Origin of the sequence: Rhodohalobacter mucosus (assembly GCF_003150675.1) — a bacterium.
Classification (GTDB): Bacteria; Bacteroidota; Rhodothermia; order Balneolales; family Balneolaceae; genus Rhodohalobacter; species Rhodohalobacter mucosus.
Map to the genome: position 1 here is coordinate 1 of NZ_QGGB01000012.1, position 18,121 is coordinate 18,121.

Sequence of the window (18,121 nt, forward strand, 5' to 3'; positions counted from 1 at the left end):
GATCAATTTGTCAAAGAGCTCAATCAGGGGTTACACCCTGATTATCGCGTCAACATTTGGTCGAAGTTAACTTCGACCAAAATGTTATATGTTAACTAAAAACGTCAACCATATTCAGGCATCTACAGGTGCAGGGTGCAGTAAGCTGTTTGTGAACTGTTTTAATATCAAATTTATTAGTAGTCTATGAGATTTAATTATACTCAAGACTCAAGACTCAAGACTCAATACTCAAAAAAATGAGCCTCTCCATCAAAACCATTTCCGGGAAAGAGATTGAGCCATATCTGGAGGATCTGGCGCATCTTCGCATCGGTGTTTTTCGCGAGTTTCCCTATCTCTATGACGGTTCGATGCAGTATGAGGAAGCGTATCTGCGTACATACACAGAATCGGGAGATAGCGTGGCCGTGCTGGTTTTCGAAAAGGACACACTGGTGGGTGCCTCTACAGGCGTACCGATGAGCGATGAATCGGAAGAGTTCAGGCGTCCATTTGAACAGAACGGCTACAATACGAACGCTATATTTTATTGTGCGGAATCGGTGCTGAAGAAAGAGTATCGGGGCCGGGGTTTATACCATACTTTTTTTAGTGAACGGGAACGTCACGCACAAAAGCTGAACCAGTTTAAACTGATCAGTTTTTGTACCGTTTTACGGCCTGCCGATCACCCTCTGCGGCCCGAAAATTACACCCCCCTTGATACCGTTTGGAGAAAATTCGGCTATCAAGAACGATCCGAACTCAGAACGGAATATTCATGGAAAGATGTGGATGAAGACTCCGAATCAGTAAAGAAAATGGTGTTCTGGATGAAGCGTATCTAGGTGGGTCAGGGTTTCCCGAGTTCCCGGGACTGCGAATGGCGCAGCAGGTTCAAGGTTTCCCGAGTTCTCGGGACTGCGAATGGCGTGCAGCAGGTTCAAGGTTCAAGGTTCAAGGTTCAAGGTTCAAGGTTCAAGGTTCAAGGTTCAAGGTTCAAGGTTCAAGGTTCAAGGAAAATTTGCCAATCTTTATGTTCTATATCAAAATATATCAGTATTTTATGGTCTTATTTTTTATTGCAACCCGCAACCCATAGACATTGCGCACTGAAATAGAGATTTTCCATTCATGACTTCACAAATCCCGTTTGCATTCGATGTACCCTCGGTTTCCGATCTGACCAACCGCATCAAAACCCTTCTTGAAAACAATTTCAGGGATATACTGGTTGAAGGCGAGATCAGCAATGTATCTCAAAGCCGAAACGGGCACTACTATTTTACCGTGAAGGATGATGATGCACAGCTACCCTGCGTAATCTGGCGCGGCATGGCCCAGCGATTGAACGTGGATCTTCGTGATGGTCAGCAGGTGGTTCTGGGCGGCGACCTTCAGGTTTATCCACCTCACGGACGATACCAGATGATTGTATCGCTGGTTCAGCAGGCAGGCACGGGCAAGCTTCAGCAAAAATTTGAGCAGCTCAAGCATAAGCTGGAAGCGGAGGGGCTTTTCAGGGATGACCACAAAAAACCCCTGCCTCCCTACCCCTTCCGAATAGGAGTAATCACCTCCTCCACCGGGGCAGCATTTCAAGATATCCGGTCTACGTTTGAGCACCGATGGCCGGCTGCCACGCTCTATCTCTACCACGCAAGCGTTCAGGGACTCAATGCGGCCGGCGAACTGGTCCGGGGCCTTGATTACTTTGCTAATGAGCCTACCCCTGTTGAGCTCATTATTATCGGGCGCGGCGGGGGATCTCTCGAAGATTTATGGCCTTTCAACGAAGAACCTGTTGCCCGGGCCATTTACAACAGCCCCATTCCTGTTATCAGTGCCGTTGGCCATGAGGTAGACTACAGTATCAGTGATTTTGTGGCAGATGCACGCGCGGCCACCCCTACACAGGCGGCCGTAATTGCCGCTCCTGACATAGACGAGCTGCGCTATCAGATTGAGGACTATACAGAATTCCTTGGTACCTATATGGATCAAAAATTTTCAAGGTACAGAGAGTATATTTCAACACTTGCAAAATCGCATGCGCTGCTTGTGGTACAGGAGAAACTGCGATACCATAGAAACAGGACAGACTCTCTTGCTGAAAAATTATCAAGATCCATCGAGAGAAAAATGAATGCTGAAAAAAATCGTCTTGGGATGTTTCAGGCCGCCCTGAGTCAGAATACTCCGGAAAGAGATATCCGGACGGCCCTGGATCAAGTTGAGCGCCAGGAAGAGAGGCTACGTTCGCACATCGACCGGCTGCTTGTTCGTAAGCGGACAGCTTTGAGGGAGATGCACTCACATTTAAACGGGTTAAACCCAAATGCCCCTCTCGAAAGGGGATTTGCCAGGGTCCATCAGAATGGTGTTTGGATTCGATCCTCAAATAATTTTTCACCCCAAAAACCGACGGAAATTGAATGGGGTGACGGAAAATTGAGCCTGGGCAAAACCTGATCTGCGGAGTATCGGCATCCTTCAGGATTTATATGTGGTTATCTTCTTTATTTATTAGATTCAAGCCGTCGAGACCATCCTACAATTCTACCAGTACATGAATACACTCCTGGCCGGATATAAAGGCGAATCATATACGATTCTGAAAAATGCCCTCAAGCGACGGCAGCACACCGTTACATCCGGAGAACCGGATGAACAGTTGTTGGAGGAGCTTTCCCGCCGGAATTACCCCCTTATTATTTTAAGTGACTTTTCGGAAGAGGCCCTGCAGTTCAGCCGGAATATCCGCGCTCTCGAAAGCGGTAAGCGATACACCATTATTGCCGTGATATCGGTTGATCATCTGGATCAAATACACCGGCTGCTTGACGCAGACGTGGATCAGTATATTGTGGAGTCTCTGTTTGACGAGCAGAGGCTGGATGTAAGGCTTGCTTTCGCCGAGAAGATGGCCCGAAACAAGGAGGGTCAGTATCTCATTGAGCAGAAGTTGAAGGAGAGTGAAGCCCGGTCGCGAAGTATCCTGCGCACCACCGTGGACGCCATTATTACAATTGATGACCGGGGAACGATCCGTACCTTCAATCGTGCGGCCGAAAAGCTTTTTCAATACACGGCATCCGAAGTGATAGGTAAAAATGTTCATGTTCTCATGCCGCAGCCTTATCGCCGTGAACATGATGATTATATGGAGAACTATCACAAAACGGGTAATCGAAAGATTATCGGAATCGGACGCGACGTAACAGGAAAAAGAAAAGACGGAAGCACATTCCCGATGTACCTGGCCGTAAGCGAGGTAAATGTGAACGGACAGCGTCTCTACACGGGAATCATTCGCAATATCACTGAACAGCGAAGGCTGGAGCAGGAAGTTTTGCGTATCAGTGAGCATGAACGGCGGCGGATCGGCCAGGATCTGCACGATGGCCTCGGCCAGATGCTAACCGGAATAAGCCTGATAAACCGCAATATTGCTCATTCCCTGCATGAAGAAAACCATCCGCTGGCCGGTGAGATCGATGAGATCACAAATCTTATTAAAGAGGCGGATGAATTTGCAAGAAATCTATCGCGCGGCCTGATCCCCGTTGAATTTGAAGGAGATGGTTTTAATGCAGCGCTTGAACGACTGGTGCAAAATGCGGAAAGGCTGCTGAATATTTCGTGTACACTGACCCTGGGCAGCAACATTCATTTTGATGACAACACCAGCCTGACCCATCTTTATCGGATTGCCCAGGAAGCAACCAGTAATGCGGTAAAACACGGAAATGCCAGCGAGGTTCACATAACGCTCCGGGCCAACGACGAAAAACTTACGCTTCGTATCGACGACAACGGTACCGGATTTGCTCCGGACTGGGATGAGAAAAAAGGTCTCGGCGTTCGGATTATGATGTTCCGTGCACGCCTGATCGGTGCAAATGTGGAAATCAGTGACAGCCACCTGGGCGGGGCTTCCATACTGGTTACCCTGCTGCATGTAGGATCAACTTATTCTATTAAAGACTAACAACCATGAGCACAAACAAGCTAATATATATCGTAGATGATCATCCCCTGATGCGCAAAGGCCTGGCGATGACACTGGAAAAAGAGGTAGGATTTGAAGTTTGCGGCCAGGCGGAATCAGCTGAAACAGCCCTTACCGAGATTCTGAAACTTAAACCTGACGCAGCGGTCATCGATATCAGCCTGCCCGGAATGAACGGCATCGAACTGGTTAAAAACCTCCTCCACCAGATGCCCGAACTCAAGATATTGATTGTATCGCGGCATGATGAAGAGCTCTACGCTGAACGGGCACTCCGTGCGGGAGCAAAAGGATACCTGATGAAACTGGAAGCTGTAGAGGTGCTTGTAAGCGCTGTACACCAGATATTGAACGGAGGTATTTATCTGAGTGAAAAGATTGGCAATAAGCTGCTGATGAAGCTGGCTACCGGCAATGCTTCAAAAAGCGACAATCCTCTCGATCTGCTCAGCGACCGTGAGCTGGAGGTGTTCGAAATGACCGGAAAAGGCCTCTCTACGAAAGATATTGGGGAGAAACTGCATATTTCCGTCAAAACCGTTGAAAGCCATCGGGCCAATATCAAGGAGAAACTGCATATCGACTCCGCCAATGAACTGATGAGGCATGCTGTGAAATGGGTGGAAGAAAGCTCAAAATAATTCATAAAGAACCGTGATTCTCATCATATCATGAATCTAACCCGGTTCGTGCCCTTTATGGTACTCGCTTTACATCGCCAATTACCCGGATAATTGTTCCATTGGTTGCGATATACTTGTCCTTGTGCCGTTTTTGATCCTTTTTGTACAAAAAGAATCTGAACCGTTCTTGCAGCAGACCGGCAACGCCCAACGTTACCCACCCGTAATTTCCACTATCACGGTATTACCTGCACTTGAAATAGGTCAATAAATTGATTTTATTGTTTTTAACAATGCCAATATACCCCGATAATACTCAATTCCACCATTCCTCTGCCATGTTTCTCTAGGGGAAATCCCTACCGCCATCAGGAAACTCCCCACTCCCTGATCAGAATCTAACCGCTAACCGCGAGCCAATCTTCTGTTGATATTGACACCGTTGGCTGCAGCCGTTGCAGCCGGCTGCTATTACCAACAACCAAACAACAAAAGAATTTCTACCTAATAAACTTTATTAACTATAAATAACAGAACAATGAAAACAACATTACTCTCTTTATCCGTGCTGCTAATGGCTCTCTTTATGTTTGAGACTACCAATGCGCAGCAAACCAGAGACCTCCAATATTACAGATCTCCGGACAAAACCGGAATTAACGTTTTTGAAACAAGCAAAGAAACTGACGTTGAATTCGACGGACTCAAAGTTCGCATCGGCGGTGCTAATACATTACAATTCCAGGCTTTACAAAATGACGATGACATTCCTTTCCAGCTTGAGCCCAATTTCAATCTGGCTACGTCAAACCTGGACATTGATGTTCAGCTCGAAAGAGGACTGAGAATGCACCTCAGAACCTACCTCTCATCCAGACACCATCCTGAAGCCTGGGTGAAGGGCGGATATCTGCAGGTAGATCGGCTTGATTTTATCAGTGAAGGATTCGCGGAAAACCTGATGGATAAAGTAACCATTAAAGTGGGCCATATGGAAATCAACTATGGTGACGCTCACTTCAGAAGAAGTGATAATGGACAAGCCATATACAATCCTTTCGTAGGTAACTACCTTATGGATTCCTTTACGACAGAAGCAGGTGGTGAAGTGTACTATCAAAGCAACGGATTCCTTGCAATGATTGGAGTTACCAATGGTAAACTGAATCAATCAACAATAGCTCCCGATCCTGCACTCGATATTGGAACCAATCCCGCCTTTGTAGGTAAATTGGGATATGACAGCCAGATAAATGAAGATCTGCGTGTTCGTCTGACCGGTTCTATCTATACCAACTCTCAGGCAGAAAGATTCTACCTTTATGCAGGTGACCGTGCCGGTGGAAGATACTATAACGTAATCAGCGGATCTGATTTCAATGCTCGGGTCGTACCTGGCTTTGCACTTTCAGGACGCGCCCCCGGTGGCCCTATCGGCGGAGAGATGACAGCAATTATGATTAACCCGTTCGTTAAGTTCCAGGGCCTTGAGTTCTTTGGAATCTTTGAAAATGCCAGCGGTAAGCGTAATTCAGAAACAGACACGCGCACATTTAATCAATATGCTGCTGAAGTACTCTATCGCTTTGGAGAAAATGAAAACGTATACATCGGTGGTCGTTATAACGCGGTATCCGGCGAATTGCCAGGAGGAGAAGAGATCGACGTTACCAGATTTAACATCGGTGGTGGTTGGTTCCTGACCAACAACGTACTCACTAAGGTCGAATACGTAACACAGAATCAGGATTATTCTGGTGCAACAACCGATCTGGGCTTTAGCGGATTAGTTATTGAAGCAGTAGTTAGCTTCTAACACCAAAACCAAGAAAAAAGCACAAAGGATTGCGGGGGCCGACCTCGCAATCCTGTTTTTTAACAATCCTAAATACCGGATTCATGTATTTCAAATTGATTACAACCACACTTCTCGCATTCGTTTTCCTTACGGGATCATTACTTGCACAGAATGCATCAGATACAACAGATACCCAGGAAAGAACCCTGACCGTTCAGGGCACTCCGCAAATGAAAATTGACGGTACGTCCAATATCCGTGATTGGGATGCAGATATCACTGAGATGGATGCAACCCTGGTGCTACAGGACGGAGATGAGCTTTCACTCGAAACCCTGACACCGGAATCCTTCAAAAGCCTGGAGATAACCATACCGGTTGAACATATTGAATCGGGCTCACGCGGTCTTACAAAGAATATTCACAAGTATCTGAAAGAAGATGATTATCCGAATATCACCTTCACATTAAGTCGTATTACCGATATCGTGCGTGAAAACGGTACAGCTCTGATCACCGCTGAAGGTGTGATTACCGCTGCCGGGAAAGAGAACCCTGCTACTATGACCGTTACTGCCAGCATGAACCCTGACGGATCCATCAATTTCAGCGGAGAACAGCAGCTGCTGATGACAAGCTTTGACATTGATCCGCCTACTGCAATTTTGGGAACCGTTCGTGCCGATGACGAATTTCTTGTTCTATATGATGTGAGCTTCAATTGAACTGGATCGACGTAGGTTGAATTCCTTTGTCAATCAAGCAAAGTCGGTCGACGTTGAATATTTAACCAAACAAACATCATGAAATACCGGCTTCAATCTGTCCTGTTTTTTGCGGTTCTCTTTTTTGCCGCAGGTACTATAAACGGGTCGCTTATTGCGCAGATCGAATATGTTCCGCAGGACAGCAGCCGGCTTTGGATTGCAGGGCAATCGAACGTGAATCAGTTTGAATGTGAATCACGTGAGCATCGTGGTGAAGCCATCATCTTTCAAACCACAACAATCACCGGGGATACGGTAACTGTGGATGAAGACGCCACGAAAATCATGCTCGAAATAGATGTTGAGGGCATTGAGTGCGGACGCAACAGAATGAACCGTGATCTTCGCAATGCGCTCAAAGCGGATGACTATCCGAATATCACCTTCGTGTTTAATGAAATTGTAAGCATTAGTGAAAACGGGCATTCAAATTCCGTTGAGCTGGAGGTGAACGGGTTACTGACGATAGCGGGTGTAACCAGGGAGGTGAATGTGCATCTCACCGGATATACACTCGATGATAACAGAGTCCGGGCCGAAGGCAGCAAGGAGATTCTTATGACAGATTTCGGAGTTGAACCGCCTACGGCGATGTTGGGACTGGTAAAAGCTGACAATGAATTAACCGTGCATTTTGATCTTATCGCCGCAAGAAAAGCTGATTGAAAAGTAAACCGGAATGAGACGATTAAAAAAATGGATTGATGAAATCCGTGCCGAGAATAAAGAATACGCAGCAGCCAACTGGATGTGCCGTTACTCGGGCGACACTGCTGAATTTATTGTACACCCGCATGTGGTTTACAATTCAGGCCGCTTCAAGCATACCGTAATCCGAATCGGCATGATTCTTACGCGGCTTTCAAAAAAAATGGAAGAAACTGGATACGTTTTTCACGTTCAAACTTTCCCCTCTCTTGAAGATCTGAAAATTGTGGCTTCCATCAGGCTGAACGTAAATCTCTCTCAGGGAAATAATAACAGCAGCCACTTAAAAAAGCCGTCCGCTGCGGAGGAGAAAAAAGCACCTTCCGCAGCTGAACTTCTGAACAGAAGGGCACGTCACCACAGGTTGGATGTTACCCCGATTGGCAACGAAAAGAAGCTCCCCGAACTCGATTCTTCATCACACAACAACAGCAAATGGTACCTGATTGGGAGCAGCAATGATAACCCCTTTACATGGCTGCATGTGGGTTTCTTTGCTCAAGAAATTTTCCTTTCATCCGGCTTTTCCGACCCCGGAGAATCTCCACTTATTATCAGCGGACCTGAGCTGAATGAAATACGTGAAGAACTGGAGATCGATGAACCGCCGACATTCTTCCACGCCTGTATTGCCATCATCGCGGCCCTGCCTGAACCCAACGGAAACAGGTAACCGGGCCTTTCTAAGCAGGTTACTGTGATTTACAAGGGGTCATCTTTCCTTTCGAAGCATCTTTACAGTTCGGCAGATGCTCATTTCGTTTGTCATCCGGATTCAATAACCGAATCGATCTCCATCTGTCCAAGCAATGTTTTGTGAACCGGACATTTTTTGGAAATTTCCAGGAGCCTGTTTAACTGATCCTGATCCAGATCTCCCTTTATCGTAATCTCTTTCTCAATCTTGTCGATTTTAGCCTTGGGATCCTTACAGTCGGTACAGTCTTCCGCATGATCCTTAAAGTGCCTTAACTCCACATACATATCCTCAACCGGCCATCCTTTCCGATCGGCATACATCTTGAGTGTAATTACCGTACATGAACCGAGCGACATCAACAGATAGTCGTACGGATCCGGCCCTTCATCGCCACCCCCTTTTGATTCCGGCTCATCAGACAAAAGCTCATGATTTCCCGCAGTAAGAGTGGTTTTATAGTTTTCCCTGCCTATGTGAACATGTACAATCTTTTTTTTATGATTTTCTGCCATTGAAATCTTTTTAATGGATTGGTTTTACTTGATTCTCCGTATCGAATGAAAAAGCTATAAAAATCTACCCTAAATCTGAAGGTTCGGCAGAATAGAATAAACTGCAACCCATAGCGGCAGCTGCAGCATCAGACTAAACCATACAGACCCGATTTTTTACTGCCTCACAAACCAATGTATCGGCGAGCAGATAACAGTTTACTAACAATTGTTTCATCCAGACCTAATATTACAGGAATAATGTGATAACAGTTTGTGCTTTTCTTCTTATAAATAAATCATCTGCACATGAATAAACGACCTCTCGATATTGCGGTAATATCCGATGTACATCTTGGCACGGTCGGCTGCCATGCACTCGAACTGCTTCAATACCTGAATTCCATTGATCCAAAAATGATCATCCTTAACGGTGACTTTGTGGATATCTGGAACTTCCGAAAGTACTACTGGCCCGAATCGCATATGATGGTTCTGCGAACCCTTCTCACGATGATGACAAACGGCACCGACATCTATTATCTCACGGGTAATCATGACGAAGTACTCCGGAAAGTTTCCAGTCTGCAGCTGGGCCCCTTTTTCATCAGGGATAAACTCATCCTGGAACTAAAGGGAGAAAAAGTCTGGATTTTTCATGGCGACATATTTGATATCACCATGAAGCAGAGTAAGTGGATTGCCAAAGCGGGAAGCCATGGATACGACCTGCTCATTCTGCTCAACCGTTTCATCAACAAAATTTCTGAACAAATGGGCCGCGGAAAGCTCTCCCTGTCGAAAAAGATTAAAGACAGCGTAAAAAAAGCAGTTCGTTTTATTGATGATTTTGAAACCACCGCGATTGATTTGGCGATAGACCAGGGCTATGATTACGTAATATGCGGCCATATTCATCAGCCAAAGATACGGGGTTATGAAAATGAAAACGGGTCCGTGATCTACATGAACTCGGGCGACTGGATAGAAAACCTGACCGCACTCGAATATGACGGAGATGAGTGGAATCTCTATAAATACAACGAAGAGGAGTTTCTCGGCCAGCAGCGCATTGAAAAGTGGCTGGAGCGAAAACGTGACAGCAGAAGCAAGGAGGTGATTATAGGATGATGAAGATACTCTATGGCATTCAGGGCACCGGCCACGGACATATCAGCCGGGCGCGGGAAATTGTGCCACTGCTGGCAGAGAAGGCAGAGCTGGACATCTTAATCAGCGGCACCAACTGCAAAATGACCCTGGATGGGAAAACGGCAATCCGAAAGCAGGGTATCAGCCTCGCCTATAATTCAAAAGGTAGTGTCTCATATCTGAAGACCGCTTTGGGTATTCAGCCCATTCGTTTTTTGCAGGATATCTGGTCGACCGACCCATCACATTATGATCTGGTCATATCCGACTATGAGCCTGTCACTGCGTGGGCATCGCGAACCTGCGGCACACCCTCGATTGCGCTGAGCCATCAGGCTTCATTTCTGTCTGAAAAAAGTCCCAGGCCTTCAAAAAAGTCCGTTTTGGCTGAACAAATATTGAAGAATTTTGCTCCCTGTGACATTCCGATCGGATTTCATTTCAGAAGATACGACTCGTTTATTTTACCACCCGTAATTCGAAGCGAAGTGAAGGAACTGCAGCCTGAAGAGGGAGATCATATTACCGTTTATCTTCCTGCATTCGACCCGGATGAACTTACCGGAATACTTGGCAAAATACGGGAAACCAAATGGCACCTGTTTTCACCCGCTTGTGATAAGCCGTATCAAAACGGAATCGTAAACGTTTTTCCGGTTGGCAATAAACCCTTTCTTGAAAGCCTTGGGAAAAGCCGCGGTGTGATAACAAGCGCCGGTTTTGAAACCTGTGCGGAAGCCATGTACCTGGAAAAGAAGCTGTTTGTAATCCCAATCAGGAATCAGTACGAACAGCTCTGCAATGCTGCATCATTGAAAGAGATGGGTGTAACGGTGGCCGACACTTCTGATAGCGGATTTGTGAGTACGCTGCGGAATTGGCTCCGATCGGCAACATCAGTAGCACTGCCCGAAGCGGCAGATATTCCCGACCTGCGCAATACTCTCTTCGGTTTCGCAGACGCGCCGCCTGTTTCCGGACAGCAGGTCAGATTGGATTCAGTGGCTGCGGATGCAATCTGACCCGGAGCCCTTCGCCCCGGGTGAGAGAGCCGCAAATAGCTAGTACCTCGGGAATTTGATCACAAACGCATCCACATAGTCTGACTGTATTCCGCTCAATAGAGTTCTTGCCTGTGACGCATTTCCAAACGGACCAATCAGAACTCGTCTGAATTGCTTGTACTCGTGGATAAAAACACTATTTGAGGGATTTACGATAACACCTTCCAGAGTGGCAACCACTTCGTGCCACTTCTCCTCCGCTACCGTGTCATTCGGGAAGGAGCCGATCTGTATGTAGGTGCCGTCGGGCGGAGATGCTGCTCTGCGAATCTTTGTTTTTGCCGGTGCAGGCGATATGGCCGCAGCCGCAAGCCGCTGGCGCTCCTGCTCTAATCTGGCCTGTTCCGCAGCCATAGCTTTTGCCTGCAATCTGGCCTCTTTCATGCTTCGGGCAAATTCAAGTGATTTCAGAACAAATTCCGGGTGACGAGCAGCCGGACTCTCCATGAACGTTCCAAATTCGGTTAGCCAGGCCATGTCGGCTGGCTCAGATGAAGATGATTCCATTTCGGATTCCGCCTTTTCATTGACGTCGGCAATGCCAGTTTCAGGTGACGGTGTTGCAACGGAAGCCGGTAATGGCAGCATTGACGAGCGGCTTGCACGAGAGGATGGGGCACCGGACCAGGACGCCAGTTTTGTGCCTTTTCTGCCAAAGTTGAATCTCAACCCAACTTTCACCGCCGCAAATTTATCGGAACTGGCACTGCCTGAGAACCCGTCCAGAAGATTGCTTCCCGCCAGATTATAGTCGTACTGAACAAATAGATCTGCGCCGTTAAACAGGTAAAAGAGTGCACCGGCACTGCTGCTCAATACCAGCGACATATCCTCGCTATCCAGTCCATCGGCAGACAGCCGGCTCCTCATCAGACCCATTCCAATTGCAAAATAGGGGTTTACATACCTGCTTCCGGCCCAATTGAGGTCCAGGAGCCCGTTCAGGTGGGATACACCCCGAAACGTGGCGTATAGATAATCTGTAGTAAATGCAGGATCATCCACAAACTGGTTTTCAAAACTGCCCGTATTAAACGCCGCCTCAAAAGACCATGCGGGATTGAAAGCGTACTGAATTGCGGCTCCGTAAACTGATTTCTGATTGGACTCAACATCAAATTGCCCCATCAGCGGCCCCAGTGTACCACCGCCTGATGATGCAAAAGTATATCCGCCATTCAGCTTAATACTGAAATTCCGGACCGGACTCTCGGTCATCTGGGCATTTGCAGAATGGGTAACGCCCATGAGCAGATATGAAAAGAGCAGGGAAACAGTGATAAGGAACAGGGAAGGTTGGATCTTCTTACACATGATAAACATTGCCTTAGGTTACATACTGGAGCTGTCAGGCCTGCTTAATGGCCTGGTGATTTTCTCACTGACCCCATCAAAGGATCAGCAGATTGAGACGTATGCCTAAAGATTATCCGGAACCCACTCTGTTACAGAATAAAAATCGGTATTCAGAGTCGGTCCTGAATGGTTTTTACCAGTTTATCGGGTTCATCAGTTCCTATTCGCGTCGTTTTTCCATCTTTTCTCAAAATTTCGACATTTTGAAGGCCGGAAACATTGTACAGCATCCCTTTCCATGGATTCCAGCGGATGCCAATGCCTTCAAGAGGATGCGAGTGCCCTTTGCTTACATTTTTCACTTCACTCAGTTTAATCCGGTACTTCCATAAACCGGGCCCGAAATACCATACAATCTCATCCTCATTCACTTTAACGGTAAGTGACGAAAATATGATTGTTGCCACGCTCATGAGCACAATTGTGAGCTGAATAATTACTTTTTCAGCTTCACCAAACACTCCATTCAGGTACACCGCAATCAAAAAGATGATTGCCGGAATCATCAGTGAAAGAATAAAATACCCGGTTTGTGTGTGGCGATATCCCAATTGTGGTGATTACTTATATATCAGATATGGTTCGCGTTGTCTCAGAAAAGGTTCGATTTCAAAATCAAGCGTAACCGGGTCCAGTTCTCCAGTCAAAATACGGTCGATCTTGCGCGTGCCGGCCAGCCTGTACAAAAACGGGTTTACTTCGGCATCCGGCGTTGCTTCCATGAGGGTTGCAAAGATCTTTAAACCTGTCCGCACCGGATCAAACTGATAGGAGTGCAGCTCCACATATAAACCCCTGCACTGTTCGCCTTCATGTTTAGGGTTTGATGCAACACCCGGTATGGATTGCGGCGTGAAGCTGTGCGGTAAGAGATGAACCCCGTTTAATAACGAAAGCTCATCCCAGTCCATATCGTCAAGGTCCGTTTGCGGACTCCCAAGCGTTAGAAAAGGATTGTCGGTACCGCGTCCTTCCGAAAGTGTGGTTCCTTCAAAGAATACCGCCCCCGGATAAAAAAAAGCGTTGTCAAAAGCCGGCAGGTTGGGTGAAGGCGGGATCCATTCCAGTCCGGTATCAGGCCACTTCATAAGCCGCTTCCACCCCTCCATTTTAATAACCCGAAGCTCCGGTTTCCGCTCTGAATCCATCCAGCCTTCGCCGGCGATCATCATGGCCATTTCTCCGATGGTAAGTCCGTGCGCAACCGGTATGGGATAGGGCCCTACAAACGATTCAAATTCCTCTTCCAGAGTCCATCCGCTCACATAATTGCCACCGAGCGGATTGGGCCTGTCGAGCACCCATATGTCAACCTCATTGTCTGCAGCCGCTTCCATCACCAGGCCTAGAGTTGCAATATAGGTGTAGAAACGTGCCCCTACATCCTGTATATCAAACAGCAGCAGGTCGATGCCTGACAACATCTCAGAGTTTGGCTTTCGGGTGGTGCCATACAGTGAATAGACAGGCAGGCCCGTCGCCGTGTCGATGTTATCCTCAATGAGATCACCCGCTCCCGCTTCACCCCTGAAACCGTGTTCAGGTGCAAAAAGGGCCCTGACATTCACACCATGTGAGAGCAGCGTATCGAGCATATGGGTATCGCCGATCCTGGACGTGGGATTCATGACCAGTCCGACACTGAGCCCTTCCAGCTCGTCAAGGTAGTTATCCAGCAGAACTTCAGAGCCTGTCTTAACCCTGTTATCCAAAAGGGAGATCGCTGATGGGCGGTCGCATGAATGAAGAAGCATGGATGCTGCAACCAGGAGCATCAGAATGATTAAACGGTACCGATAGAATATCCTATTCATCATGATTTTGTAAATATACAGAAATAAAAAAAGGCGAAGATAACTCTCCGCCTTTGATTGATGTGCTTCAAATCGAACCGGGTCTGTACTATGCCTTATTGGCAACAACTTCAGACTCTGAAAAGAAATAAGCGGACTCAATTTTGCCGTTCTCAACCGAATCGGATCCATGTACGATGTTTTCTCCAACGCTGTCGGCGAAATCGGCACGGATTGTACCTTCATCTGCTTCTGCGGGATTGGTGGCACCAATCAGTGTACGGAAATCGGCTACAGCGTTCTCTTTTTCAAGAACCATGGGTACGCATGGCCCGCTGCTCATAAATTCAACAAGTTCACCAAAAAAAGGTCTTTCCCGGTGAACTGCGTAAAACCCGCCGGCTGTGTCGCTCGTTAAACGGACCATCTTCATAGCCACAATTTTGAATCCTGCTTCCTGAATCCTGCGGGTTACTTCACCGATCAGGTTCTTTTTAACACAGTCGGGTTTCAGAATAGTTAGTGTACGTTCTGCTGCCATTCTATAAATTAATTTTTTGTAACAATTGCTGGTTTGAATTCTCTTATAAAAACAGCCGTCAAGATACGGTTTCAGGGGTACAAACACGAACTAACGCTTAAGAAAACTTCGAATCAGACCATCATGAGCGACCGTGCTTTTTCTTTTGAGTGGGTAATCAATTCCGGGCTGGATGCCGGAAAATTGTGGAATATCATTTCGGACACGAATTACCTTTTCAAAGCAATTGGCCACATTTCCGTAAAAGAAAACAGCTTATCGAAACACCAGAACAGCACCGGTTCGTCACGATATGTTACCTACGACCAGCTACACAGACCCGAAGTATGGAGTGAGGAGATCTGCGAATGGGAAGCCCCGTTCTTTCTGACTCTGAAGAGAAGCTATGTTCGAGGTTACCTCAAAGAGCTTACCTGTTCAGCCCGGGTATCTGAAAGCATTACGGGTTCGCGGGTCACATTCTCCTTTTCCGGGTCATCAAGAGGCCTTGTTGGATACATTCTGACCCGCGCAGAGCTTATCTGGGGTATGAAGCGGCGTCTTAAGAAGATGATATCAGGATATGAACGCGCCATCAGGGAAGAGCGATTCATGCGCGAGTCGGAGCCGCTCGGTTTTATTCCGAAAAAGTTTCAGAGAAAGGAGTTTACCCGGAAGCTCTCGGAAGCATCAGAATTACCCGCTCTTTCCGGAAAACTGATCTCCTTGCTGATACAAGCCGATGAACAACTCATAACCGGGCTCTCACCGGTTAAGCTGGCCCGACTGTGGAAAGAGCCTGTTCACAAAATCGTGGATCTGCTTATTCACGCCGCCGGCCTTGGCATTCTTAATTTCAACTGGGAGGTGTGTTGCCCGGAGTGCTCAGGTCCTGTACAAGAAGCTATCACACTTAAAGAGGTCACGGAACCGGTATACTGTAAAGATTGTGGTACCGGCGTTCATGTCGACTTCCACAGCACACTACATCTCACCTTCAGTCCGGCCCCCACTTTCCGGCGTGTATCCGGCAAGAAGTATCATCTGAACAGCCCGGCAGACCGGCCGCTCGTTAAACTCCGCACCGTTTTGCAACCCGGTGAAAAGCGGTTTGTTCGGATCAATCTTGATGAAGGAAACTATCGGATTACCTCGAACGGTACAAAAGGTGCGGTAAACGTTACCGTTCAGAAAGACGGCGCCCCCCATGCATCCATAGTGTTTTCGAACTGGGACCTGGAAGATCAGCGGCTAACGCTCATTAGTGAACCGTACCTGATACTCCGAAACAAGACGGAAGAGCCGATCACGGTGATCTGTGAGGATGTTCATCCCGACAATTATTATGTGGCTGCCAGTGAGGTATGTTCACTGCCTCAGTTTCGCCATCTTTTCCCTGCAGAGCTGATTCGGGATAAGGAGAGCATTTCCGCCAATAATCTTACGGTTCTCTTTACCGATCTGTTCAACTCCACCGACCTGTACAGCGCCAATGGTGATCAATCGGCTGTGAGTCTGGTTATGAACCACTTTGATGTTCTACAGCAGGTTATTTCAGAGGAGCGCGGATCGATTGTGAAAACCATTGGTGACTCCGTGATGGCTGTATTTCCACGCCCTATTTATGCATTGCGGGCATTTAACCGGGCACAGGACATTTTCAGCCACAGCGACAGTACAAATAGCTCCATTCACCTTAAGGGCGGTGTACACAGCGGCAACTGTGTGGCCGTTACATTGAACGACCGCATCGATTATTTTGGCAATACGGTAAATATTGCCTCAAGGCTGGTGGATCACGCACGCGGTGACGAGATTGTAATTTCAGATGAGGTATATACCTGTCCGGATCTGAGAAGCTTTCTGATGACCAAACGGCGGAATGTAAGGATCCATCATTTTGATGCTGAATTGAAAGGATTTGATGAGCAAACGTTTGAAGCCAAGCGCATATCCCTGAAGAACTTTTTGTTCAGCTGACATCGAACCTGGCCGCCCGGTCACACCGCTCGTTGTCAATGACATACTAGTCATACTCACGAGCAGCTTTCCTGTACGTATTTTGTTCACAAATACATTACGTCAAAGACCATCATCTCTGCCTGCTGTATCTAAAAGGGCTTTTATCTGCAGAATTCACGCCGATCTTTTCTCAAATTATAGCCATATTGTTCAGGTAACCGTAAACCGGAGTAGAGACGTCAACCACTATGATGCAATCCCCAAAACCTCACCCAAGTATCGCTTCGAAAACCGTATTGATGGGCGAAAAGAAGCGAATCGGGCTTGTAGCCCATGATTATCGAAAAATTGATCTGATCGATTGGGCCGACTATAACCGCGACATTCTGATGCAGCATGATCTGTATGGAACCGGAACCACCGGCGGGCTGATAGCCGAGAAGCTGCAGCTGCCTGTTCATCGATTTATGAGCGGTCCGCTCGGCGGCGACCTGCAGATCGGTGCGGCTATTGCGGAAACCCGTCTTGATATTCTGATTTTCTTCTGGGATCCTCTCCAGGCGCAGCCGCACGACGTGGATGTGAAAGCCCTGCTGCGAATCGCCATCGTCTATAACATTCCACTAGCCTGTAACCGATCGAGCGCTGATTTTCTCATCACATCCGAACTGATGGGCGAAAATTACGAGCGATACCTGGTCGACTATGGAGACAGACTGAAAAGCCTCAGCAAGGAAGAGTAAAGTTGCGCCGGAAAATCCGGGGTGCATCAGAGCGCGTAAGTAAATACCTGTTCAATGCAAACACTTGCTTCAGACTGCAGGCATCAGCCACAGGTATCAGTTATCAGGCTGCCGTGATTAATGACAGTGCTGGTGGGCATCCGACCATACCGTGCCCTCCGGACACTGGGTTCCGCCCGAACCGCCGGTTATTGCGATTCCCACAAATACGAGCCCAAGAATGACTGCTGCCACAATGGCAATCATGCCCAGTTTGGACGAGCTGCCTGACTGATCTTTCTCAAAACAGCAATTCTTGTATTTTTTGCCGCTTCCGCAGTGGCAGGGTTCATTTCGTGCAGGTTTATGCGCCATGATAAGTTCGCTTTAAGTTCACAATAAAAGAGTATACCGATTTATTTGAAATTTGGATAGTCTGAACTATTCTGCTGTGTGATAACCGTAGAAGCA

Annotated in this window: 18 protein-coding genes; 12 read left to right on the top strand and 6 right to left on the bottom strand. The window is 47.3% G+C overall.

From position 1 onward, the window contains the following. Positions 1–239: 239 nt before the first annotated feature. The 8 genes from DDZ15_RS16045 to DDZ15_RS16085 all read left to right on the top strand — a co-directional run bounded on the left by DDZ15_RS16045 (position 240) and on the right by DDZ15_RS16085 (position 8,563). The gene (locus tag DDZ15_RS16045) at positions 240–830 is read left to right on the top strand and encodes a GNAT family N-acetyltransferase (protein ID WP_109648144.1); all 591 of its coding nucleotides are present in this window, start codon (positions 240–242) and stop codon (positions 828–830) included. A 286-nt stretch (positions 831–1,116) separates the two neighbouring features. Then, positions 1,117–2,454 carry an exodeoxyribonuclease VII large subunit gene (gene xseA / locus DDZ15_RS16055; protein WP_109648146.1) on the top strand — a complete coding sequence of 446 codons (1,338 nt, stop codon included), beginning with the start codon at positions 1,117–1,119 and terminating at the stop codon, positions 2,452–2,454. 97 nt (positions 2,455–2,551) lie between these two features. After that, positions 2,552–3,973 carry a sensor histidine kinase gene (locus DDZ15_RS16060; RefSeq protein ID WP_109648147.1) on the top strand — a complete coding sequence of 474 codons (1,422 nt, stop codon included), beginning with the start codon at positions 2,552–2,554 and terminating at the stop codon, positions 3,971–3,973. A gap of 5 nt (positions 3,974–3,978) precedes the next feature. Then, positions 3,979–4,635 carry a response regulator gene (locus DDZ15_RS16065; RefSeq protein ID WP_109648148.1) on the top strand — a complete coding sequence of 219 codons (657 nt, stop codon included), beginning with the start codon at positions 3,979–3,981 and terminating at the stop codon, positions 4,633–4,635. Positions 4,636–5,155: 520 nt separating this feature from the next. Then, positions 5,156–6,433: a hypothetical protein gene (locus tag DDZ15_RS16070; protein ID WP_109648149.1), complete on the top strand. Its 1,278-nt coding sequence runs from the start codon at positions 5,156–5,158 to the stop codon at positions 6,431–6,433. An 83-nt stretch (positions 6,434–6,516) separates the two neighbouring features. Further along, the gene (locus DDZ15_RS16075) at positions 6,517–7,140 is read left to right on the top strand and encodes a YceI family protein (RefSeq protein ID WP_109648150.1); all 624 of its coding nucleotides are present in this window, start codon (positions 6,517–6,519) and stop codon (positions 7,138–7,140) included. A 78-nt stretch (positions 7,141–7,218) separates the two neighbouring features. Next, positions 7,219–7,848 carry a YceI family protein gene (locus DDZ15_RS16080; protein WP_109648151.1) on the top strand — a complete coding sequence of 210 codons (630 nt, stop codon included), beginning with the start codon at positions 7,219–7,221 and terminating at the stop codon, positions 7,846–7,848. Positions 7,849–7,861: 13 nt separating this feature from the next. Continuing rightward, entirely contained in the window at positions 7,862–8,563 is a 702-nt protein-coding gene (locus DDZ15_RS16085; protein WP_109648152.1) for a hypothetical protein, read from the top strand. 92 nt (positions 8,564–8,655) lie between these two features. Here DDZ15_RS16085 and DDZ15_RS16090 read toward each other — a convergent pair whose 3' ends face one another. Continuing rightward, entirely contained in the window at positions 8,656–9,102 is a 447-nt protein-coding gene (locus DDZ15_RS16090) for an OsmC family protein (protein WP_109648153.1), read from the bottom strand. A gap of 288 nt (positions 9,103–9,390) precedes the next feature. Here DDZ15_RS16090 and DDZ15_RS16095 point away from each other — a divergent pair, with 288 nt between their 5' ends. After that, complete coding sequence (locus tag DDZ15_RS16095) at positions 9,391–10,212, top strand: UDP-2,3-diacylglucosamine diphosphatase (RefSeq protein WP_109648154.1); 822 nt, start codon at positions 9,391–9,393, stop codon at positions 10,210–10,212. Next, the gene (locus tag DDZ15_RS16100) at positions 10,209–11,255 is read left to right on the top strand and encodes a glycosyltransferase family protein (protein ID WP_109648155.1); all 1,047 of its coding nucleotides are present in this window, start codon (positions 10,209–10,211) and stop codon (positions 11,253–11,255) included. Before DDZ15_RS16095 ends, DDZ15_RS16100 begins: the two co-directional genes overlap by 4 nt. Before the next feature lie 39 nt (positions 11,256–11,294). Here DDZ15_RS16100 and DDZ15_RS16105 read toward each other — a convergent pair whose 3' ends face one another. The 4 genes from DDZ15_RS16105 to DDZ15_RS16120 form a co-directional block, all read right to left on the bottom strand. Next, positions 11,295–12,611 carry an SPOR domain-containing protein gene (locus DDZ15_RS16105; RefSeq protein WP_158278752.1) on the bottom strand — a complete coding sequence of 439 codons (1,317 nt, stop codon included), beginning with the start codon at positions 12,609–12,611 and terminating at the stop codon, positions 11,295–11,297. 152 nt (positions 12,612–12,763) lie between these two features. Continuing rightward, positions 12,764–13,204, bottom strand: coding sequence for a hypothetical protein (locus DDZ15_RS16110; RefSeq protein WP_109648157.1), 441 nt, complete (start codon positions 13,202–13,204; stop codon positions 12,764–12,766). A 9-nt stretch (positions 13,205–13,213) separates the two neighbouring features. Beyond that, positions 13,214–14,470 carry an exo-beta-N-acetylmuramidase NamZ family protein gene (locus DDZ15_RS16115; protein WP_158278753.1) on the bottom strand — a complete coding sequence of 419 codons (1,257 nt, stop codon included), beginning with the start codon at positions 14,468–14,470 and terminating at the stop codon, positions 13,214–13,216. Between the two features lie 85 nt (positions 14,471–14,555). Then, positions 14,556–14,987, bottom strand: a complete 432-nt coding sequence (locus DDZ15_RS16120) for a nucleoside-diphosphate kinase (protein WP_109648159.1) — start codon at positions 14,985–14,987, stop codon at positions 14,556–14,558. A 33-nt stretch (positions 14,988–15,020) separates the two neighbouring features. On the opposite strand from DDZ15_RS16120, the gene DDZ15_RS16125 reads away from it, so the two are divergent. Both DDZ15_RS16125 and DDZ15_RS16130 read left to right on the top strand, forming a co-directional pair. Then, positions 15,021–16,946, top strand: coding sequence for an adenylate/guanylate cyclase domain-containing protein (locus DDZ15_RS16125; RefSeq protein ID WP_158278754.1), 1,926 nt, complete (start codon positions 15,021–15,023; stop codon positions 16,944–16,946). Between the two features lie 233 nt (positions 16,947–17,179). Further along, complete coding sequence (locus DDZ15_RS16130) at positions 17,180–17,671, top strand: methylglyoxal synthase (protein WP_423242078.1); 492 nt, start codon at positions 17,180–17,182, stop codon at positions 17,669–17,671. A gap of 117 nt (positions 17,672–17,788) precedes the next feature. On the opposite strand, the gene DDZ15_RS16860 is transcribed toward DDZ15_RS16130, so the two are convergent. Further along, on the bottom strand, positions 17,789–18,025 hold the full coding sequence (locus tag DDZ15_RS16860) for an SEC-C metal-binding domain-containing protein (RefSeq protein WP_199222992.1): 237 nt from the start codon (positions 18,023–18,025) through the stop codon (positions 17,789–17,791). Positions 18,026–18,121 lie beyond the last annotated feature (96 nt).

Bases quoted from the DNA above. Each gene is read 5' to 3' on its own strand.
- DDZ15_RS16045 (WP_109648144.1), top strand. From the start codon at position 240: ATGAGCCTCTCCATCAAAACCATTTCCGGGAAAGAGATTGAGCCATAT.
- xseA (WP_109648146.1), top strand. From the start codon at position 1,117: ATGACTTCACAAATCCCGTTTGCATTCGATGTACCCTCGGTTTCCGAT.
- DDZ15_RS16060 (WP_109648147.1), top strand. From the start codon at position 2,552: ATGAATACACTCCTGGCCGGATATAAAGGCGAATCATATACGATTCTG.
- DDZ15_RS16065 (WP_109648148.1), top strand. From the start codon at position 3,979: ATGAGCACAAACAAGCTAATATATATCGTAGATGATCATCCCCTGATG.
- DDZ15_RS16070 (WP_109648149.1), top strand. From the start codon at position 5,156: ATGAAAACAACATTACTCTCTTTATCCGTGCTGCTAATGGCTCTCTTT.
- DDZ15_RS16075 (WP_109648150.1), top strand. From the start codon at position 6,517: ATGTATTTCAAATTGATTACAACCACACTTCTCGCATTCGTTTTCCTT.
- DDZ15_RS16080 (WP_109648151.1), top strand. From the start codon at position 7,219: ATGAAATACCGGCTTCAATCTGTCCTGTTTTTTGCGGTTCTCTTTTTT.
- DDZ15_RS16085 (WP_109648152.1), top strand. From the start codon at position 7,862: ATGAGACGATTAAAAAAATGGATTGATGAAATCCGTGCCGAGAATAAA.
- DDZ15_RS16090 (WP_109648153.1), bottom strand. From the start codon at position 9,102: ATGGCAGAAAATCATAAAAAAAAGATTGTACATGTTCACATAGGCAGG.
- DDZ15_RS16095 (WP_109648154.1), top strand. From the start codon at position 9,391: ATGAATAAACGACCTCTCGATATTGCGGTAATATCCGATGTACATCTT.
- DDZ15_RS16100 (WP_109648155.1), top strand. From the start codon at position 10,209: ATGATGAAGATACTCTATGGCATTCAGGGCACCGGCCACGGACATATC.
- DDZ15_RS16105 (WP_158278752.1), bottom strand. From the start codon at position 12,611: ATGTGTAAGAAGATCCAACCTTCCCTGTTCCTTATCACTGTTTCCCTG.
- DDZ15_RS16115 (WP_158278753.1), bottom strand. From the start codon at position 14,470: ATGATGAATAGGATATTCTATCGGTACCGTTTAATCATTCTGATGCTC.
- DDZ15_RS16120 (WP_109648159.1), bottom strand. From the start codon at position 14,987: ATGGCAGCAGAACGTACACTAACTATTCTGAAACCCGACTGTGTTAAA.
- DDZ15_RS16130 (WP_423242078.1), top strand. From the start codon at position 17,180: ATGCAATCCCCAAAACCTCACCCAAGTATCGCTTCGAAAACCGTATTG.
- DDZ15_RS16860 (WP_199222992.1), bottom strand. From the start codon at position 18,025: ATGGCGCATAAACCTGCACGAAATGAACCCTGCCACTGCGGAAGCGGC.